This window comes from Streptomyces sp. NPDC049577 (assembly GCF_040675635.1).
Lineage (GTDB): Bacteria > Actinomycetota > Actinomycetes > Streptomycetales > Streptomycetaceae > Streptomyces.
Genome location: NZ_JBFAPH010000112.1, coordinates 1 through 17,923 on the forward strand (window position 1 = coordinate 1; position 17,923 = coordinate 17,923).

Annotated in this window: 17 protein-coding genes, 2 tRNA genes and 1 pseudogene; 14 read left to right on the top strand and 6 right to left on the bottom strand. The window is 74.6% G+C overall.

Going from position 1 to position 17,923, the window contains the following annotated elements; all coding sequences use genetic code 11:
* The first annotated feature begins 275 nt into the window (after window positions 1-275).
* Window positions 276-641, top strand: coding sequence for a hypothetical protein (locus tag AB0K09_RS14965; protein ID WP_366065774.1), 366 nt, complete (start codon window positions 276-278; stop codon window positions 639-641).
* Here AB0K09_RS14965 and AB0K09_RS14970 read toward each other — a convergent pair.
* Together AB0K09_RS14970 and AB0K09_RS14975 are read right to left on the bottom strand one after the other, a co-directional pair.
* A complete protein-coding gene (locus AB0K09_RS14970; protein ID WP_366065775.1) occupies window positions 614-1,603 on the bottom strand; it encodes a helix-turn-helix domain-containing protein in 990 nt (329 codons plus the stop codon). The two genes, AB0K09_RS14965 and AB0K09_RS14970, sit on opposite strands and share 28 nt — an antisense overlap.
* 3 nt (window positions 1,604-1,606) lie before the next feature.
* On the bottom strand, window positions 1,607-1,894 hold the full coding sequence (locus AB0K09_RS14975; protein ID WP_366065776.1) for a ribosomal protein L7/L12: 288 nt from the start codon (window positions 1,892-1,894) through the stop codon (window positions 1,607-1,609).
* 38 nt (window positions 1,895-1,932) lie between these two features.
* Here AB0K09_RS14975 and AB0K09_RS14980 point away from each other — a divergent pair.
* From AB0K09_RS14980 to AB0K09_RS15005, 6 genes and pseudogenes are all read left to right on the top strand, one after another.
* Window positions 1,933-2,667: pseudogene (locus AB0K09_RS14980) on the top strand (hypothetical protein); the annotation flags it as partial.
* A gap of 200 nt (window positions 2,668-2,867) precedes the next feature.
* Window positions 2,868-4,355, top strand: a complete 1,488-nt coding sequence (locus AB0K09_RS14985) for a hypothetical protein (RefSeq protein ID WP_366065777.1) — start codon at window positions 2,868-2,870, stop codon at window positions 4,353-4,355.
* Window positions 4,352-5,713: an AAA domain-containing protein gene (locus tag AB0K09_RS14990; RefSeq protein ID WP_366065778.1), complete on the top strand. Its 1,362-nt coding sequence runs from the start codon at window positions 4,352-4,354 to the stop codon at window positions 5,711-5,713. Before AB0K09_RS14985 ends, AB0K09_RS14990 begins: the two co-directional genes overlap by 4 nt.
* 563 nt (window positions 5,714-6,276) lie before the next feature.
* Complete coding sequence (locus tag AB0K09_RS14995; RefSeq protein ID WP_366065779.1) at window positions 6,277-6,651, top strand: hypothetical protein; 375 nt, start codon at window positions 6,277-6,279, stop codon at window positions 6,649-6,651.
* Between the two features lie 151 nt (window positions 6,652-6,802).
* Window positions 6,803-7,393 carry a bifunctional DNA primase/polymerase gene (locus AB0K09_RS15000; protein ID WP_366065780.1) on the top strand — a complete coding sequence of 197 codons (591 nt, stop codon included), beginning with the start codon at window positions 6,803-6,805 and terminating at the stop codon, window positions 7,391-7,393.
* 56 nt (window positions 7,394-7,449) lie between these two features.
* A tRNA-Lys gene (locus tag AB0K09_RS15005) sits at window positions 7,450-7,523 on the top strand.
* 60 nt (window positions 7,524-7,583) lie between these two features.
* Here the strand turns inward: AB0K09_RS15005 and AB0K09_RS15010 are convergent.
* Window positions 7,584-8,798 (bottom strand): M6 family metalloprotease domain-containing protein, encoded by a 1,215-nt coding sequence (locus AB0K09_RS15010; protein ID WP_366065790.1) that lies wholly within the window; start codon window positions 8,796-8,798, stop codon window positions 7,584-7,586.
* Between the two features lie 439 nt (window positions 8,799-9,237).
* Between AB0K09_RS15010 and AB0K09_RS15015 the strand changes: the two genes are divergently transcribed.
* Complete coding sequence (locus AB0K09_RS15015; protein WP_366065781.1) at window positions 9,238-11,127, top strand: EAL domain-containing protein; 1,890 nt, start codon at window positions 9,238-9,240, stop codon at window positions 11,125-11,127.
* Between the two features lie 245 nt (window positions 11,128-11,372).
* Here AB0K09_RS15015 and AB0K09_RS15020 read toward each other — a convergent pair whose 3' ends face one another.
* Window positions 11,373-12,491: an LLM class flavin-dependent oxidoreductase gene (locus AB0K09_RS15020; protein WP_366065782.1), complete on the bottom strand. Its 1,119-nt coding sequence runs from the start codon at window positions 12,489-12,491 to the stop codon at window positions 11,373-11,375.
* Between the two features lie 202 nt (window positions 12,492-12,693).
* On the opposite strand from AB0K09_RS15020, the gene AB0K09_RS15025 reads away from it, so the two are divergent.
* The 6 genes from AB0K09_RS15025 to AB0K09_RS15050 all read left to right on the top strand — a co-directional run bounded on the left by AB0K09_RS15025 (window position 12,694) and on the right by AB0K09_RS15050 (window position 16,408).
* Window positions 12,694-13,452 (top strand): IclR family transcriptional regulator C-terminal domain-containing protein, encoded by a 759-nt coding sequence (locus AB0K09_RS15025; protein WP_366065783.1) that lies wholly within the window; start codon window positions 12,694-12,696, stop codon window positions 13,450-13,452.
* A gap of 65 nt (window positions 13,453-13,517) precedes the next feature.
* Window positions 13,518-13,591 (top strand) — tRNA-Lys (locus AB0K09_RS15030).
* A 140-nt stretch (window positions 13,592-13,731) separates the two neighbouring features.
* Window positions 13,732-14,196 carry a hypothetical protein gene (locus AB0K09_RS15035; RefSeq protein ID WP_366065784.1) on the top strand — a complete coding sequence of 155 codons (465 nt, stop codon included), beginning with the start codon at window positions 13,732-13,734 and terminating at the stop codon, window positions 14,194-14,196.
* A 70-nt stretch (window positions 14,197-14,266) separates the two neighbouring features.
* Window positions 14,267-14,686, top strand: a complete 420-nt coding sequence (locus AB0K09_RS15040; RefSeq protein ID WP_366065785.1) for a hypothetical protein — start codon at window positions 14,267-14,269, stop codon at window positions 14,684-14,686.
* Between the two features lie 112 nt (window positions 14,687-14,798).
* Window positions 14,799-15,572: a DsbA family protein gene (locus AB0K09_RS15045; protein WP_366065786.1), complete on the top strand. Its 774-nt coding sequence runs from the start codon at window positions 14,799-14,801 to the stop codon at window positions 15,570-15,572.
* Entirely contained in the window at window positions 15,569-16,408 is an 840-nt protein-coding gene (locus tag AB0K09_RS15050) for a cytochrome c biogenesis CcdA family protein (protein WP_366065787.1), read from the top strand. Before AB0K09_RS15045 ends, AB0K09_RS15050 begins: the two co-directional genes overlap by 4 nt.
* A 67-nt stretch (window positions 16,409-16,475) precedes the next feature.
* On the opposite strand, the gene AB0K09_RS15055 is transcribed toward AB0K09_RS15050, so the two are convergent.
* A complete protein-coding gene (locus AB0K09_RS15055) occupies window positions 16,476-17,066 on the bottom strand; it encodes a lytic polysaccharide monooxygenase auxiliary activity family 9 protein (RefSeq protein ID WP_366065788.1) in 591 nt (196 codons plus the stop codon).
* Between the two features lie 136 nt (window positions 17,067-17,202).
* A partial coding sequence (locus AB0K09_RS15060) for a C40 family peptidase (RefSeq protein WP_366065789.1) occupies window positions 17,203-17,923 on the bottom strand: 721 nt, incomplete at its 5' end.

A 17,923-nucleotide genomic window follows, 5' to 3' on the forward strand; every position in this document is an offset into this window, starting at 1 on the left:
GCGTCGATGGCCGCCTGCGGTGCCATCGGTCTGGCGGCGGCGGGCTGCGGTGCCCCCGGCGCCGTCATCAGGGTGGTCTCCGGAATCGTCCCGGGCGTGCTCCTGCTGGCCTCGGTCTGGTGGTCCGACCGCGCCCGGACGTCCTCACCGGCCGTCCCCGGCGGGAGCACCGCCTGAGAGCGGGCGGCCCGGCACCGGAAAACCACTCGCCGGGGGCGCCGGGGCGCACGTAATGTCCCGTCGCACCGACCGCTCCGCCCGAAAGCGACGACCCCATGACCGGCCACCCCGTGACGACGACCCTCTGGCGCCCGACGGGCCCCGCGGAGCTCGGACTCGTCCGCGCGGCCGGGTGGCGTGCCTGGCCGCCGCGGCTGCCGGAGCAGCCGATCTTCTACCCGGTCCTCAACGAGGACTACGCGATCCGCATCGCCCGGGACTGGAACGTCAGGCACGACGGCGCCGGTTATGTGACCCGCTTCGAGGTGGACTCCGCGTTCCTGGAGCGGTATCCCGTCCGGCAGGCCGGCGGCGAGACGATCCTGGAGCTGTGGGTGCCGGCGGAGGAGCTCGACGAGTTCAACGCGCACATCGTGGGCCGCATCGAGCTGGTTCACACCTTCTCGGACCGGGCGTCCTGAGCCTCCACGAGCGCCTCGCCGGCCGCCGTCCGGTAGTAGAGCACCGACCGCCCGGCCCGGCGCCGCCCGATCAGCCGGGCGTCGAGCAGCACCTTGAGGTGCCGCCCGACCGACCCCAGCCCCTGCCCGGTCAGCGCGACCAGCTGCGTCGTGGACTTCGGGGAGCCGAGGAGCACGAGCACCCCGGCCCGGCCGGCCCCGAGCAGCCTGCCCAGCGCCTCCGGCACGGCCGGCCGGTCCACGGCGGCCAGCGCGCCGGAGCACGGGTACACCAGGGCGTACCGGTGCCGCGCCGGGTCCGTCGCGACCCAGCCGTGACGCGGGGTGACGGGCACGAAGGTGACCCCCGTACCGGGTATGCGCCGGGGCGGGTTGCCGTACGGGTTGACCCGCAGCCGGCCCTCGCCCAGCCAGCCCATCCCCGGCCGCAGGTCGTCCAGGGCGGCCGCCCAGCCGCCCTGGCTCAACTGCGCGGCGCGCGCGACGACTTCCGCCTCGATGACGCGCCGCCGGTGCGGCCAGGAGGGCCGCACGGTCTCCTCCCACACCCACGCGAGCAGCTCGGCGGCGCGCTCCGCCGGATCGGACCGGTCACGCAGAACGCCCGGCAACGGCCGACCGCCCAGGGACACGGCGAGATCGGCACGCACGGTGCCAACGGGCGTCCCGCGTACGACCGCCAGCTCCTCCTCGAACCCCGCCTCGCCCTCGCCCGGGGGCGGCGCGAGGAAGTCCGCGATCCAGCGCCGCCCGACGGCGGCCTTGACGAGCGCGGCGGTGACGGGATCACCCGCCAGCCGCTCCCGGTAGGCGCCCCGGTGCGCGTCCAGCCACGCCTGCTCACCGGGGTGAGCGGCCGCCCCGCGTTCCAGCGCGAGCAGCCCGGCGGTGGTCTCGGCGAGCGCGGAGACGACGAACCGGCTGTGCGCGAGGGTGTCGGCGTCGATCTCCCACCACCCCATCGCCTACGCCGGCGGGGCGAGACGGTCGACGGCCTCCTTGGCCTCCTTCAGACCGGCCCCGGTGATCTCGCGGTACGCCTTGATGGCGTGGATCCTCTTCCCCTCGGCGGCGAGGGCGGCGACACGCGCGAGGCCGGGGTTCTCCTCCTGGATGCCGAGGTGATCGAGGATCAGGTCCACCTTGCGCTCGACCCGGGCGACTCTGCGGTTGACACGGTCGATGCGGTGCTCGATGCCCCAGCCCATGAGGCCGACGACGGGGAGGAGGAGAAGGAGGAGAGCTGTGTTCACGGGGCGGATCTTAGTTCGACCCGGAAAGGGCGATCGCACCCGAGGGCCGCACGGCCCGTACGGCCCTGGCCCTGCGGGAGGCCACCGCCGCCGGCCGCTGGGCGCTCCTGGACCACCCGCTGCTCGCCCTCACCGTCGCGGGCACGCCCGCCTATCTGGAGCCCGACGCGATCGTCGTCGGCCCCGGCGGCGACTGGACCGTCGTCGAGATCAAGTCCTTCCCGATGATCGACGGCACGGCCGACCCGGCCAAGGTCGGCGCCGCCGCCCGCCAGGCCGCGGTCTACGCGCTCGCCCTGCGGGAGGTCGCGGCCCGCCTGGGCGACGAGGCGCGCGTGCGCGAGTCGGCCCTGCTGGTCTGCCCGAAGGACTTCTCCAACCTGCCGACCGCGGCCCTCGTCGACCTCCGCAAGCCGCTCGCCACCACGCGGCGCCAGCTCGCCCGCCTCATCCGCGTCGAGGAGATCGCCGCCGCGCTGCCGCCCGGCGTCACGTTCGACGCCGGGCGGCCGGCCGCCGAGCTCACCGCGGCGGTGGCCGCGGTCCCGGCGGCGTACGCGCCGGAGTGCCTGGCGGCGTGCGAGCTGGCCTTCCACTGCCGGAACGCCGCGGGCGACGCGGTGACCCGGCTCGGGCGGGCGGCGCGGTCGGAGCTCGGCGGGATGCCGACCATCGCGTCCGTCCTGGCCGCCGCCCGCGGCGAGACGGGTGACCCCGACGACCCGGCGGTGGCGGCGCTCCGGCGAGCGGCGCGGTTGCGGGCGGAAGCACTTGGTTTCCCCCCGCTAGCGCCCCGCGGGGGCGCTGCCCCCGCACCCCCGGACCGCGCGAAGAACGTGCCGCACCCGGTTGCGGGCAGTCCTTCCGCAGGGCGACGGGGGCACCCCCATGCGGTCAGCGACGGGCGAGGGTCGGCACAACCGGAACGACGGCCGCAACCACCCCGCAGCCCCCACGAGGGGAGCGCGAACCCATGTCGCTGATGCACACCCTCGCCCGCATGGAAGCCGCCGCGGAAGGCCGCGCGACGCCCCTGGCGACGGTCCGCCACCGCCACCTCTCCGAGCGTCCGCTCGTGCTCGTACCGCTCACCACCGCCGGCGAAGCCGGCGCCCCCCTCGGCGCGCTCGTCGGCACCGAGCGGCAGGCACCCCGGCTGCTGACCGTCGCGCAGCCGCGCGACCGGGATCTCCGGTTCGCGTTCCTGGCCGAGCTGGCGGACGTCCTGGTGCCGTACCTGGAGGAGTTCTCCGACGAGCAGGAGGGCGACGACGAGGTCTGCGCGGACGCGCCACAGGTGCTGGTCCCCAGCGCGGCCGGTGTGGAGTACGTCCGGCTGCTCGGGCGGTCGACGCGTTTCCGGCGCACCGCCGATCAGGACCCCGACGCGCCGCACCCCGCGCCGCCGCGCGTGCCGCTGCTGGGGCGGTGGCTGACGCACCTCGGGGAGCGCGCGCGGGTGCCCGGCTCGTCGCTGCTGCTGCCGATGACCGCGCTGCTCGGCCGGCACTGGGCGACGGGCCAGAGCGCCCTGGAGGACCAGCACCTCGGCGCGCTGCTCGCCTGGATCGACCCGCCCGCCGGGACGAGCGGTGCCGAGGCCGCCCTGCGGGCGGAGACCGAGCGGGACGGCGACGGGCTGCTCACCACGCCGCCCGCCGGTCCGGCGACCGACCCGGCCTTCGACAACAAGCGCCTCGCCCCCGCCGTGGCCCGCTACGACGCGGGGCTGCCCGGGGCCGAGGCGGAGATCCGCGCCCTGCTGGAGTCGCAGCTGCGGCCCACCTGGGACGCCGTCTGGCGCGGCGTCGACCTGCTGCGCGCCCTGCCGGAGGGCGCGCACGTCGCCGACCGCTGGCGGCGCGACCGCTGGTCGTACACCGCCCACCGGGACCGTGTACGGGCCGGTGAGCCGCCGCAGCCGCGGCGGGACGACGCGGTGACGGCGGCCCGCAAGCTGGCCTCGCGCGAGACCGCGCAGGCCCTGCTGGACGCGCAGGAGGCGCTGGACGACCCGCTGGTGATGGCCGGGCGCCGGCTGGCGGGCGAGGCGTTCGCCGGGGAGGTCACCGAGGTGGTGATGGAGTACTCGCAGGCGAAGGTGCCCCGCCCGCGCCCGCTGGTGACCGTGCGGACGGACGACTCCCCGCACCTCGCCGAGGGCGCCCGGGTGTACCGGGCCACGGCCGACGGCCGGACCCAGACCGCGGAGGTCGTGGAGCCCGGGCCCGACGGGCCGACCGTCCGGCTGACCGCCGGCATGGGGCGCGGCAAGGTCCCCGATCCGGGCTCCGTGCCCGAGAAGGGCGACCAGGTCTGCTGGACGCTCTTCGAGCACGCGCCCCGGGGCGGCCCCGAGCTGCCCGAGCCGGAGGACACACCGTGGACGCACGGCGGCCCGCCGGATGCGGCCGCCCCGGCCGAGAACCCCGACCCGGTGACCGTGGAGGACTACCTGTGACCGTACGGCTGGCGCGCGGCCGTGCCTTCGACGCCGCCCGGGCCGCCGACAGGGCGACCGAGGCGATCCTGCGGGACACCCTGCACAGCCCCCGGCGCGGGGTCGTCGTCGACTCCCCGCCCGGCGCGGGGAAGTCCACGCTGGTCGTACGGGCCGCCCGGGAGCTCGCGGCGGCGGGCCGCCGGCTGATGATCGTGGCGCAGACCAACGCCCAGGTCGACGATCTGGTGCTCCGCCTGGCCGAGCAGGACCCGGACCTGCCGGTCGGCCGGCTGCACAGCAACGACCAGCAGCCCTACGACCCGGCGCTCGACGCGCACGAGGGGGTCGTGAAGTCCCCGAAGATCGCGGCCCTCGCCGGGCTGGACGTGGTGGTGTCGACGGCCGCGAAGTGGGCGCACACCAAGGTCGACGAGCCGTGGCGGCACGCGATCGTCGACGAGGCGTACCAGATGCGCTCGGACGCGCTGCTGGCCGTGGCCGGGCTGTTCGAGCGGGCGCTGTTCGTCGGGGACCCGGGCCAGCTGGACCCGTTCAGCCAGGTGGGTGCCGAGCAGTGGGCCGGGCTGTCGTACGACCCGTCGGCGAGCGCGGTGAGCACGCTGCTGGCCCACAACCCGGGGCTGCCGCAGCACCGGCTTCCGGTGTCCTGGCGGCTGCCCGCGTCGGCCGCGCCGCTGGTGTCCGACGCCTTCTACCCGTACACGCCGTTCCGGAGCGGCACGGACCACGGCGACCGGCGGCTGACCTTCGGCGTGCCGTCGGACGGCGACGGCCCGGACCGGGTGCTGGACGAGGCGGCCGAGTCGGGCTGGGGCCTGCTGGAGCTGCCCGCGCGCCACACGCCGCGCACGGACCCGGAGGCGATCGGCGCGGTGGCCCTGGTGGTGCGGCGGCTGCTCGACCGGGGCGGTGCGGTCACCAGCGAGCGGTCGCCGGAGCCGGTGCCGCTGACCGCGGACCGCGTCGCCGTGGGCACCGCCCACCGCGACCAGGCGGCGGCGGTGCGCACGGCCCTGGCCGGGCTGGGCGTGACCGGCGTGACGGTCGACACGGCCAACCGGCTGCAGGGCCGCGAGTTCGACGTGACGGTCGTCCTGCACCCGCTCTCGGGCCGCCCGGACGCGTCGGCCTTCCACCTGGAGACGGGCCGCCTGTGCGTGCTCGCCTCCCGGCACCGGCACGCGTGCGTGGTGGTCTGCCGAGCGGGCGTGGACCGCCTCCTGGACGACCACCCGTCGACGGAGCCGGTCGCCCTGGGCGTGACGGTCAAGTTCCCGGACGGCTGGGAGGCCCACCACGCGGTGCTGGCGCACCTCTCCGAACACCGGGTGCCCTGGCGGGCGGGCCCGGCCTGATGCGTCGGTCCGGTGATCGCGAATGCCGCCGGACCCTCGCCACGGTGGCCGATCGCCGTAGCGGCGGACAGTTCTCCCCCCGCCTCTCCCGCCGCGGCGAGCGGCCCCGACGCGCCGACCCGACGGCTGGGGCCCGGGGGGCTCGCCCCCGGGAATTCCTCCCTCCGCCACGGCGCTCAGCCCACGACAACCAGCCCTGAGACGCGGGGCCGGGGGCCTCGGCCTCCCCGCAATTCCTCACGCCGCCACCGCGCGGCCCACGCCAACCAGCCCGGCCGTGCCGACCCGGGCCGCAGCCCGGGCAAAGACCCACCGGGCAGACGCCACACCCGGGGCCCGGGGGGCTCGCCCCCGGAAATTCCTCCCGCCGCCACGGCGCTCAGCCCACGACGACCAGCCCGGCGGTGCCGGTCCGGGCCACAGCCCGGAGACGCCGCACCCGGGGGCCCGGGGGCCCCCCCCCGGTGTTCCCCCGCCGCAAGTGGGGCAAGCCCAGCCGCAGGCGACCCGGCGTACTTGCGCGCCGCAGGACAATGGATGACGGTGCAGACGATCCTGGAGGTATGTACATGTGCGAGCCGAAGCAGGCTCCCGGCGGGCGTGAGAGCGGTGGTACGCGCCGTCTGAAGCCCGCGCAGCTGCTCTTCGAGCCGCCCGAGGCCGTCGCCGATCCCGAGCACTTCTTCGATCTCGAATCGATCGAGGACCCGCGCGAGCTGCTGGCCCGCTCCACGGAGCTGGCCCTGGCCTTCCGCGCCGCGGCCGACCGCGCGACCGAGTACCAGGCGGTGGCGGCGGCCCAGCTCGCCGATCCCCGGCGCTTCGACCGGCTGCCGACGGCCGTGATCGCGGAGCGCGCCGAGTGGAGCGAGGACTACGCCAAGAAGATGGTCGAGTTCGGCCGCGGCCTGCTGCGGGACGGCAGCGCGGTGGAGTAACGCGGGGAACGAACACCCCGAGCACGGCCCATGGCCCCCGCCATGGGCCGTTGGCATATGCGGCGCGCAAGATAGCGCACCGCCCGCCACCCTGTCCCGATTTCCGTGAACTACTGGATGCGGACAGTGACGTGGCGCACACCATAGACCCATGACGTACCGGCCACGCGACCCGCACCCCCTCCACACCCGCCCCACCGCCGTGCGCGCGACCCCCGAGGGCATCGACTGGCTGGCCTCCGCCAGCCGCTTCCCCCGCAGCGTGCACGCGCTGTGGGCCGACAACCCCACGGCCCCGCTCGTGCTGCCCTGTGGCACCGCGTTCGACGTGATCGGCGTCCCGGTGCTCTTCGGGCGGAAGGTGCTCGACCGGCTGTGGTCCGGCGGCCCCGGCTCGGGGCCGGTCGCCGCCACGCGGGACCGGCTGCTGCTCTTCGCCGCCCCCGGGACGGCCCAGCGGCTGCCGGCACTGCTGGCCTGGGAGGAGTGGTCGCGCGCGGTGCCCCCGCTGCTCTGCCACGGCACCGGGGACGCCGTGACGGTCCCGGCGCCACGCCCGCCCGACGAGGCGGCCGAGCCGACGCCCCCCGCCACGCGCTGGCTGCTGGCCCCCGAGGAGCGCCGCCCCTGGCTGCCCGGCCCGGACGTGCTGCTGTGGGCCTGCGTGCGGGCCGCCCGCCCGGCCCTGGGGACGGCCAGGACACCCGCCGTGACCAGCGCGCCCGCGCTCACGCGCGGCTGAAACATACGGATTTTCTTTCCACCGGATCAGGGTGCTAAAGTCTTCCACGTCAGCAGGCGCCGCTAGCTCAGTTGGTTAGAGCAGCTGACTCTTAATCAGCGGGTCCGGGGTTCGAGTCCCTGGCGGCGCACAGACAGACGAAGGCCTCTCGCTCCGGCGAGGGGCCTTCGTCGTATGCCGAGCGGGCCGCTCAGCGGGTGACGCGCACCGTCCACGCCCCGCTCGTCGTACGGCCGCGCACCTCCACCCGTACCCCGTCCTCCTCCGCGGTCAGGGACTCCCCCACGCCGAGCGGCGCGTCCGCCAGCTGCGGGTAGACCGACTCCCCCCAGCAGGCCTGGGTGCGCGGATGCCCGTCCAGCACCTTGATCGGCCCGGCGCCGGAGGCGGTGTCGCTGCGCACCCGGTAGACCAGTACGCCCTCGGTGCAGGTGGAGGAGTCGTTGCCGGCCGCGCCGCGCGCCTCCAGCGCGAGCGCGCTGTTCAGGCCCGTCCGGACGACGACCATCCGGGTGCGCGTGTCCGTGCGCGGCTGCATGGGCGCCTCCAGCGGCTGGAGGGTGTGCAGGGTGCTGCCGGCGGCCGAGACGCAGTCGACCTGGCGTGCCGTGAGCCAGCCCAGCTTCCACTTGTGCCAGGCGAAGGGGTCTGCGGCCAGCCCGAACTGGCTGCCCATGAGATCCCAGTCACCCACATGGGTGTCCCAGTCGCCCTTGCCGTCCGTGGGCCGGTGATAGAGGTCGGGCAGGTCGAGGACGTGCCCGGTCTCGTGCGCGAGGACGTTGCGGTCGGGTGGATGGTGCTCGAAGACGGTGACGACGCGGCGCAGCTCGGCGCCGTCGGCCTGGAGGGGCTGGTCGAGGTTGACGACCTTGGTCGCGTCGGAGTCGACGCCGGGGGCGTCGGGGTCGGCGACGAGGTAGACCAGGCCGTAGCGGCTGAAGTCCACCGTGGGGTCGGCGGCGGCGATGGCGTCGCGCAGATATGTGGTGCGCCGCTCGCCGTCCCAGTCGCGCTGTATCCGGTAGTCGGTGGAGGGCCGGGGCATCCGGATCCACCGCTTCTCGGGGTGGACGCGGAGCGAGAAGCGCCCGTAGGAGGCCCGCTCGAAGAAGCGGGAGGTGGCGGGGAAGTGGTCCGCCGCGAGCTTCTCCGGGGCGACGTAGGGCTTCGCGTCCGGGAACGACAGGAAGATCATGACGGCGTCCAGCCGGCCGGCCGGGCGCGGGTAGTCGGTGTTCCAGCTGTCCAGGCCCTCGGAGTGGTGCGCGTCGCTGCGAGGAAGGGCGCACGGCCCGCCGAGTCCGACCGCGTGGGCGGGGCCGGTGATGGCGGTGGTGGCGATCGCGCACAGGGAGGTGAGGACGGCACCGGTGCGGCGCAGCCGCGGCCGTTCCACTCCCATGGGTGTCTGTGCACGCACCACGTCGACCTCCGAGGACGGAATCGGGAGACCTCCCCCACCCTCTTGTTATTTGTGGTGGTATGCCCCGTTTCACTACCCCAGTCGAGTGACTAAGCCGACTTCTGGGTACATCACACTCAGTCACTGACGGTCAATCGGGAAGAAGCGGCCATTCAGCCTCAGGCATGAGCGCGCAGCGACGCGCACGGACGTTCAGAAACTGTCGAACCCTCGTCGGCGGCTCCACCGCTCGCGGCAGGGCCGCTGGAACGGTCCCCGTACGAGCCCTATGATCGCCACATTTCCAGCACGGAACCCTCCTACAGGCGGTCATTTGCCGCCATTTCGACCACGCGTACGTGTTCCATGAAGCCCGCACGGACGGTACGGAATCCCCGTGCATCTCTGTGCGGAACAGATGCCAACGCTGGAGCGAGCGGTGAGCGGATCCTCCGACGGCCCGAGCGGCGTGCCCGGTTCCACGCCCCCGGCCGTCACGCAACGTGACGTAACTGCGATTGATTTCCGCGCCGCCTTCCGCGCGGCGCGGCTCGGGATGGCCGTCGTCGGCCGCGACGGTCTCGTACGCACCGCCAATGACGCGCTCGGCGCGCTGCTGGGCACCGATCCCGCGCGGCTGCGGGACTCGCCCGCCGACGAGTTCACCGGTTTGCGCGACGACTCGCGCACCTGGGACCAGTACCGCGACGTGCTGCTCGGCCGCCGCGACCGGCTGCACTGCACCCGGCGGCTCAGACGGCCCGGCCGCCGGGGCCTGTGGGCCGAGGTGACGGTCATCCCGCTGCCCGACAGCCGGGACGCGCTCCTGTCGGTCGCCGACGTCAGCGAGCGGCGCGTTCTGCGCGCCCGGCTGCGGCACGTGCGCTCACACGATCCGGTGACACGGCTGCCCAACCGCGGCCTCTTCTTCGAGCGGCTGGCCGCCGCGCTGGGCACGGCGCGCCGGATCGGGCTGTGCTACCTCGACCTCGACGGCTTCAAGGCCGTCAACGACACCCTCGGCCACCGGGCCGGCGACCGGCTGCTGTGGGCGGTGGCCCGGCGCCTGACCGACGTCGCCGCGCCCGGCGGGCACCTCGTCGCGCGGCTCGGCGGTGACGAGTTCGCCCTGCTGGTCGAGGAGTCCTCGGGCACGGAGCAGCTCGTGGCCCTGGCGGCGGAGGTGCAGGCCGCACTCCAGCGGCCGTTCGAGGTCGCCGGGCAGCCGCTGGCCGTCTCCGCCAGCATCGGCGTCGTCGAGCGGCCCGCCGCCGGCACCCACGCAACCGAGCTGATGCAGGCCGCCGACACCACGCTGTACTGGGCGAAGGCCGACGGCAAGGCCCGCTGGACCGTCTTCGACCCCGAGCGCAACGCCCACCGCATGACCCGCCAGGCCCTCGCCAGCCGGCTGCGGCCGGCCGTCGAGCGGGGCGAGTTCACCCTGCACTACCAGCCGCTGGTCGGGCTGGGCGACGGCATCGTGCGGGGCGTGGAGGCGCTCGTGCGGTGGCGGCACCCGGAGTACGGCGTGCTGGCGCCCAACCGGTTCATCGGGCTGGCGGAGGAGACCGGCGCCATCGTTCCGCTCGGGCGCTGGGTCCTGGGCGCCGCCTGCCGGCAGGCGCGCCGCTGGCAGCTGGAGCGGCCGGGGCAACAACTCGTCGTCAGCGTCAATGTGGCGGTGCGTCAGGTGTGGGACTCGGATCTGGTGGCCGACGTCGCGGCCATCCTCGCCGAGACCGGGCTGCCGCCGCGGCTGCTCCAGCTGGAGCTCACGGAGTCGGCGGTGATGGGCTCGGCGGGCCGCCCCCTCCAGCAGCTGCGGGAGCTGAGCGACATGGGCGTCGCCATCGCCATCGACGACTTCGGCACCGGCTACTCCAACCTCGCCTACCTCAGCCGGCTGCCGGTCTCCACGCTCAAGCTCGACGGCTCCTTCATGCGCGGCTTCCGCGCCGAGGAACGACCGAACCCGGCGGACGAGACCATCGTCGAGGCTCTCGTCCAGCTGGCCCACCGGCTCGGCCTGACGGTCACCGCCGAATGCGTCGAGAGCGCGGAACAGGCCGAACGCCTGGGCCGCCTCGGCTGCGACACGGGCCAGGGCTGGTTCTACTCCCGCCCCCTCCCCCCGGACCGCATCCCGCTCCTGCTCCCCCACGACAACGAAACCGGGGGCACCCCCCGCCCCACCACAGCGCCGTCGCGGCGGGAGGGGAGTACCGCGCCCGCCACCCAGCCCCGCCCAGCACCCCGGGGCCCGGCCCCGCACCCCCTGCCCGCCGCAACGGCGAGCAACCGACACGGCGACGGCCCACCGGACTGACCACGGCCCCAGGCCGGCACGGCACCGCCGAGCACGTCGCCCGTGGCTGAGCGCCATCGCGGCGGGAGGGGGTACCGCACCCGCTAGGGGACGGCACAAGGAGCCGACCGGCCACCACCAGGACCGCGGGGCCGGGCCCCGCACCCCTTTCCCGCCGCAACGGCGGGCAACCGACACGGCGAGGGTCCGGCGGACTGACCACGGCCCCGGGCCGGCTGCCCGTGGGGCGCGGGGCGCCCCGCGGGTCAGGTCGCCGGCGGGAAGCCGTACGCGTTCGCTATCAGGTCGTAGCTGCGGACCCGCGCGGACGCGCTGTGCGCATTGCTGGTGAGCATCAGCTCGTCCGCCCCCGTGCGCTTCGCGAGCGCGTCGAGGCCCTCGCGGACCTCCTCCGGCGTCCCGTGCACGACGTTGGACAGCCAGTTCGCGACGAAGTCGCGCTCCGCCGGGCTGTAGTCGTAGGCGGCCGCCTCCTCGGGGGTGGGGATCAGGCCGGGGCGCCCCGTACGGAGCCGGAGCATGGCCAGAGCGCCCGTACGGACCTGGCGGCGGGCCTCCTCCGCCGTCTCCGCGGCGAACGCCTGGACGCCGATCTTGGCGTACGGGCGGTCGAGGACGGCCGAGGGGCGGAACGATTCGCGGTACAGCTCCAGCGCCGGAACCGTGTTCGCGGCAGCGAAATGGTGCGCGAAGGAGAAGGGCAGGCCGAGTGCCCCCGCCAGCCGGGCGCTGAAGCCCGAGGAACCGAGCAGCCAGATCGACGGGCGGTCGGCGCGCTGGACGCCGCCGGGGACCCGCCCCTGTACGGGCCCCGGCACGGCGTGGATGCGGGCGTACGGGTGCCCGTCCGGGAAGTCGTCGTCCAGGAAGCGGGTCAGCTCCGACAGCTGCCGCGGGAAGTCGTCGGCACCCTCGGCGAGCTGGTCCGAGCGGCGCAGGGCGGCGGCGGTGGCGCCGTCCGTGCCCGGCGCGCGCCCCAGGCCCAGGTCAACGCGCCCCGGCGCGAGCGCCTCCAGGGTGCCGAACTGCTCGGCTATCACCAGCGGCGCATGGTTCGGGAGCATGACGCCGCCGGATCCGAGGCGGATGCGGTCCGTGTGGGCGGCCAGATGGGCGAGCAGCACGGCCGGGGAGGAGCTGGCGACCCCCGGCATGGAGTGGTGCTCGGCGACCCAGAAGCGGTGGTAGCCGCGCCGCTCGGCGAGCCGGGCGAGTTCCACGGTGGTGGCGAGCGCCTCCCGGGCGGTCCGGCCGCTGCCGACGGTCGCGAGGTCCAGCACGGACAGCGGCACGGGTGCGCTCCCGCGTGGCTCGGCCCGGACCACGTCGTCATGGAAGTCGGCAATGTCAGCGGTGTCGGCCACGGTGGCCCCTCCCTGGGTCTCTCGGCTGCGGCCAGCTCAACCGGAGCCGTGCTCCGGTTATTCCCGGCCGGCCGCCCGCAGGGCCCCCGGCATATGCCAACCCGTCCCCACCTGCCCAACCCCCTCTCCCCGCGCCCGGGTTCACGCCTATCGTGGACCGTGCACAGCGCTGCACCCGCCGGAACACCGCCAGGGGGACCCCGTGACGCTCAGGCCCGAGCCGACCGCACCGTTCCACTCGGTGCAGTACGCCCTGCGCGCGCTGGAAACGGTCGCCAGACACGCCGGCGGCGTCAGCGAGGCACAGATCGCGCGCGAGACGGGGCTGCCCGCCGGGCACCTCGCGCATCTGCTGCTGATGCTCCGCCGCGAGGAGTACGTGGAGCTGACCGGCGACGGCGGCTACGTCGTCGGCGAGTCGTTTCTGCTGCTCAGTTCCGGCGGCGACCGCAAGGCGGCCCTGGAGGGCAAGCTCCAGCGCTCCCTGTCCGCCCTGCGCGACACGGTCGGCGCCGCCGTCTACCTCAGCAGCTACGTGGACGGCGAGCTGCGGATCACGCAGTACGCGGACGGCCCGCGTACCCCGAAGGTCCACGAGTGGGTCGACTTCCGCGTCGCCGCCCACGCCACGGCCGTCGGGAAGTGCCTGCTCACCCAGCTGGACCACGACGACCGGCGCGATCATCTCTCCCGGCACCGCGCCGCCCGGCTCACCTCCCGGACGATCACCAACGAGAAGGTGCTGTTCCGCAAGCTCGACGCCCAGCCGGTCACGGTCCCGGTCCTGGACCTCCAGGAGTACGCGGTGGGCACGGTCTGCGCCGCCGTCCCGATCACGGCGGGCCGCTCGGTCGGCTCGCTGGCGCTGTCCCTCCCCGTCGAGCACGCGCACCGGCTGCGCCGGGCCGCCGACACGCTGAACCGGCACGCGGCCCCGATGCTGCTGTCGCTGTCGCTCTGAGGGACCCCTGAGGCGGGTGGTTGGGAGCACCCGTTCGGACCAGGTAGTATTTATCTCGTCAGCGAGCGCCGCTAGCTCAGTTGGTTAGAGCAGCTGACTCTTAATCAGCGGGTCCGGGGTTCGAGTCCCTGGCGGCGCACAGACAGACGAAGGCCCCTCGTTCCGGCGAGGGGCCTTCGTCGTACGCTCAGCCCGCCTCCCCCGCGATGACTTATGTCATCGCGGACCCGTGATGGCCGGCTCTGCCCGCGCACGGCCCACCACGACAGACTTCTTGCCATGGACACCGCGACCATCGCCCCCACCGCAGCCGCCCCGACGACGACCCCGGCCGGCCAGGCTGCCGCCGATGCGGAGATCAAGCCGCTCCCGACCTGGTTCTTCGCCTTCGAGGGCCTGATGTCCGCGGCCTACGACCTGTTCAAGGCCTACCCGCAGAGCCTGTGGGTCCTCGGCGCGCTGGGCGTGGTCAACCTCGTCGCCTCGCTGACCGTCATGCGCTCCCGGCTGAAGCTGGCCAAGCGGCTGTGGCGCGGCAGGAGCACCCGGAAGGTGGCCATCGCCCTGCTCGCGCTGCGGCTCGGCAGCCACCTGGTGATCAGCCTGATCGGTCTGACGGTCGTCACGACGGCGGGCCACCTCGCCTTCGCGATCGTGATGGCCGCCACCACGGTCACCCTCCTCTGGTACGCCCAGCGCACCGCGCTGCGCGCGCTCGCGGCGGACGCCCGCCGGGCCGCGTAGGACCGCGCGTGATCCGGCGGCCCGTAGCATGGAGGGCCGCCGCTGATCACGTCCGGGAAGGAGAAAGCACGTGCCGCAGCACCGCCGCTCGACGGTCGCCGCAGCGCTGCTGCTCCTCCTCGCGGTGATCTTCGGCCCCTCCCTCTCCGGAGCGGGCCCTTCCGCTTATGCGGCGAGCGGCGTCCCCGCCTTCGCGGCGCTCCCCGTCCCCGGGGCACCCGCCGCCAAGGCCGCCAAGGCTCCCAAGGCCAGCGCAGCCACCGCAGCCACCGAGACCGGCAAGGCCTCCGGCGGCACCTGCCGCCAGCAGGACGTCCCGCTCAAGGGCGCCGAGCTCGCCGTCGCGCACCCCCAGCCGGACCCGCTCACCGCGCCCGGCACCACCCGGACCCCGCTGCCGCGCCTGCGCGCCCCGGAGGCCACCGCGCCCCGGGCGCCGCCCGCCCCCGTCGCCGGCTGCGCCGAACTGCTCCCCGTCCTGCGGATCTAGACCCCGCCACCACGGCCACCTCCATCGGCCGTGCGTCAGCGCGCCCAGATTCCATAGATCCGTACATATTCGTACGCTTTCAGTCGCGTACGTTCAGGGAGCCCACCCCGCCATGTCCACTTCCGCACGTCTTTCCACGCCCGGTCGCCGCGCGGCCGCCGTCGGCGCCGTCCTCGCGCTGATCGTGGCGCTTGTCGCCGCGGGCATCGCCCTCGGCAAGAGCGGCGGTGACGGCAAGCGCGAGCCGTCAGCCGCCGCCGGAGCGGCGAACGGCCCGGCCGCCGATCCGCAGCAGAAGCTCTACGACGATCTGGAGCGCACCACCAGCCGCCGCGAGCAGGGCGACCCGCTCGCCCTCGGCAAGACCGACGCCCCCGTCGTGCTCGTCGAGTACGCCGACTACCAGTGCTCGTTCTGCGGCCGCTTCACCCGCGAGACCCTGCCCGAGCTGGTCAGGAAGTATGTGGACACGGGCGTCCTGCGGATCGAGTTCCGCAACTTCCCGATCTTCGGCAAGGACTCCGAGCGGGCCGCCCGCGCCGCCTGGGCCGCCGGGCGTCAGGGCCGCTTCCCCGCCCTGCACGACGAGCTCTTCGCCAAGCTGCGCAAGGGCGACGCGCTCGCCGAGGACAAGCTCGTCGAGATGGCCGGCGCGGCCGGCGTGGCGGACCTCGACCGCTTCCGCCAGGACATGAACGGCCCGGAGGCCGAGGCCGCCGTGCAGAAGGACCAGCAGGAGGGCTACTCGCTCGGTGTGCAGAGCACCCCGTCCTTCCTGGTCGGCGGCCGTCCCCTGGCGGGCGCCCAGCCGATGAAGGCGTTCGAGGAGGCCGTCGAACAGGCGAAGGCCGCGAAGGCGGCCGCTCCCGCGGGGACCGCCAAGTGACGGACATCGGCTTCCTCGCCGCCTTCCTCGGCGGCGCCCTCGCCCTGCTCAGTCCGTGCAGCGCGCTGCTGCTGCCCGCCTTCTTCGCGTACTCGCTCGCGAGCACCGGAAAGCTGCTCGCCCGCACCGGCGTCTTCTACCTCGGGCTGGCCACCACCCTCGTGCCGCTCGGCGCGGCCTCCACCGCCGCGAGCCGGCTCTTCAACGGCCACCGCGACCTGCTGGTCACGGCGGGCGGCTGGGTCGTCATCGCACTCGGCGCCGCCCAGATCCTGGGCCTGGGCTTCGCCTCCAGGCGGGCCCAGGCGGCGGCCGGCCGCATCACGCCGCGCTCGGCGGCGTCGACGTTCCTGCTCGGCTGCGTCTACGGACTGGCCGGCTTCTGTGCCGGGCCGATCCTCGGCGCGGTGCTGACCGTGTCGGCCGTGCACGGCAACCCGGTGTACGGGGCGTCGCTGCTGGCCGTGTACGCGCTGGGCATGGCGCTGCCGCTGTTCGTGCTGGCGCTGTTCTGGGACCGCTACCGGCTCGGCGGCCGGCGCTGGCTGCGCGGACGGGAGCTGCGGCTCGGCCGGCTGCGGCTGCACACCACGTCGCTGCTGTCGGGGCTGTTCTTCATCGGCATCGGAGTGCTCTTCCTCCGCTACGACGGGACGACCGGGCTGCCGGGGATCCTGGACGCCGAGCAGGAGTTCCGGCTGGAGGAGTTCGCCTCGCGCGTCGGCGGCGCGGTGCCGGACTACGCGCTGCTGGCCGTGGTCGCGCTGGCGGTGGCGGCGGCACTGGGGCGGATCGCGCTGCGCCGGGACACGAGCGTGCCCGATCCCGAGGAGTGAGCGACGCGGGGCGGCCGCCGCCGGCCGGGCCGCCCCGCGCCCCTCGGAACATCGGTGCCCGGCGCCGTCAGAACCGGACGTCGGAACAGGCGTAGAACGCGTTACCGGTGTCCGCGATGGTCCACACCGCGAGAATGAGCTGCTTGCCGGTGCGACCGGCCGGAATGGTGCCCTGATGGGTGACGGTCGCGTCGGGGATCCGGCCGCCGTAGGGCACGGTCAGGAAGGGCTGCGGGTCGAGGTCCGCTCTGGTCAGCGGCCTGGTGGGGTCGTAGTGGCTGTTGGTGAGGTAGTAGCGGAAGTCCGTGGTCGCATGGCGCGCGGTGAGCTTCCAGCGGAAGGTGTAGCTCTGGCCGGAGGTGACCTTGGTGGCCGGCCAGTTCCCGCCGCGCGGGTCGTCGAGCTCGGCGAAGCGGCTGTTGCCGCCCGCGCACAGGGTGCCGTCCGAGGGGCCGTGCGACGGGAAGCCCTTGGGGCCCTCGACGCTCTGCGGCTCCCACTGGATCTCGCCGCAGTCCTGGACGGTGTCCTTCGCGCAGAACACCTGGCGGCTGGTGGGGGCGTCGGTGTAGCCGTGACTGGTGGCCGTGCCGGTGGCGGCGACGGAGACGCAGGCGACTCCTAAGCCGATGATCGCCGCACTGATCTTCTTTCGCATTGCTGCACTCCTCGAGAACGTGGGGGGTTCTGTGAGGTGGGTGAGTGACGGTCCGGAGGTGAAATGCGGTCCAGACCAATGCGGAGGCTAGTACCGGCCAATAGTCATGTCCAGGCCAAATGCGGCAATGACCCGGTCACCGTTTCCCGGCCGCCCCGGCCTTCCCGGCCTGCTTGGCCTTCGCAGCCGCCTTGGCCTTCCCGGCTTTCTCGGCCTTCGCGACCGGCCGCCCGTACATGTTCGGGCTGAAGTACGAGAAGGAGGAGATCCGGACCTTCGTGCCGGGCCGGGCCGACTCGACGTACCGGCCGCCGCCGAGGTAGATCGCGACGTGGTGCACCCCGGAGGCCCGCCCGTTGGCCGACCAGAACACCAGGTCGCCCCGGCGCAGCGACTTCTTCGACACGCGGGCCGTGGCCCGGTACTGATCGACGGCGAGTCGCGGCAGCCGGATGCCGGCGCGCTTGTACGCCTGCTGGACCAGCCCGGAGCAGTCCCAGCGTTTCGGCCCGTTCCCGCCGAGGACGTACGGGTCGCCGATCTGCCGCAGGGCGTAGGAGACGGCACCCTCCACCCCGCGCGCAGCCTTCGCCTTCCGGCGCCCTTGCGGGGCGGAGGCAACCTCCGTCACCGCGCCTGCCCGCCGCACCCGCGCGGCGGACCCGGCGCTCGCCACCTCCGGACCCGGCGCGGCCCGCACCCTCCGGCGCCCCTGCGAGGCGGTGGCGTCCCCCGTCGCCACGCCCCCTGGCGCGATCCCGCCCGCCCGCCGTACCCGCGCGGCGGACCCGGCGTCCGCGGCGGGGGCGGACCCGGCGCTCACGGCCCCCGGGGCGCGGACCGCGCGCCCCGAAGCG